Below are 1,303 nucleotides of genomic sequence, written 5' to 3'. Positions count from 1 at the left end.
CGATGCTGGTGTGCCGGGAAGTCTGGTCGGCGTCCGAGGGGCCCGTGTGCCCACCTGCCGACACGCCCCGGAGGGTTTCTCCCCATGACCCAGGCACGCCCCCGCAAGACCGTCTTCGGACTCCTTCCCTGGCCCGAACGCCAGGCGATCGCCGAGGCACTGCGCACCGAGACCGTCGGCGGCCTCGTCCTGCTCGCCGCCGCGATCGTCGCGCTCGCCTGGGCGAACAGCCCGTGGAGCGCCGCCTACGAGGCCGTACGGGACTTCCACTTCGGCATACCCGCCCTGGGCCTCGACCTCTCCGTGGGCCACTGGACCGCCGACGGCCTGCTCGCCGTCTTCTTCCTCGTCGCGGGCATCGAGCTGAAACGCGAACTGGTCGTCGGCGAGCTGCGCACCCCCGCCACCGCCGCGCTGCCCGTGGTCGCGGCCCTGTGCGGCATGGCGGTCCCGGCCGTCCTCTACGTCCTCACCGCGAAGGCGGGCGGCGGGGCGCTGGAGGGGTGGGCCGTGCCGATGGCGACCGACATCGCCTTCGCCCTCGCCGTCCTCGCGGTCATCAGCACCCACCTGCCGTCCGCGCTGCGGGCGTTCCTGCTGACCCTCGCGGTCGTCGACGACCTCGGCGCCATCCTCATCATCGCGGTCTTCTTCACCTCCGACCTGAACTTCTGGGCCCTCGGCGGAGCGGTCGCCGGCCTCGTCGCCTTCTACGTCCTCCAGCGCTTCCGGGTCCGGGGCTGGTGGTGGTACGTGCCGCTCGGCATCGCCGTCTGGGCGCTGATGTACAACTCCGGCGTCCACGCCACCGTCGCCGGCGTCGCCATGGGCCTCATCCTCCGCGCCACCCGGGACAAGGGCGAGACGGCCTCCCCGGGCGCGCGCGTCGTCCACCTCGTGCACCCCTTCTCGGCCGGGGTCGCCGTCCCCCTCTTCGCCCTCTTCGCCGCCGGCGTCAGCGTCTCGGGCAGTGCGCTCGGCCACGTCTTCACCGACCCCGAGCCCCTCGCCGTCCTGATCGGCCTCGTCGTCGGCAAGGTCCTGGGCATCTTCCTCGGCACCTACCTCGCCGCCCGCTTCACCCGGGCCGAGCTCAATCCCGACCTCGCCTGGGCCGACGTGTTCGGTCTGGCCACCCTGGCCGGCATCGGCTTCACCGTCGCCCTGCTCATCGGGGAACTCGCCTTCCCCGACCCGGCCCAGGCCGAACACGTCAAGGCCGCCGTCCTCGTCGGCTCCCTCACCGCCGCCGCCCTCGCCGCCCTCCTCCTGCGCCGCCGCAACCGCGTCTACAAGCGGCTGT

Annotated in this window: 1 protein-coding gene; it reads left to right on the top strand. The window is 73.0% G+C overall.

Annotation, left to right across the window (positions count from 1 at the left end; genetic code table 11):
• Positions 1-84: 84 nt before the first annotated feature.
• The coding region (nhaA, locus tag IE245_RS36540) for a Na+/H+ antiporter NhaA (protein ID WP_189955756.1) at positions 85-1,303 on the top strand (1,219 nt) is incomplete at its 3' end.

The sequence above is a fragment of the Streptomyces roseolus genome (genome assembly GCF_014649855.1).
GTDB lineage: Bacteria > Actinomycetota > Actinomycetes > Streptomycetales > Streptomycetaceae > Streptomyces > Streptomyces roseolus.
The sequence above is the reverse complement of the archived record's forward strand: the minus strand, read 5'-3'. Positions and strand labels throughout refer to the sequence as shown.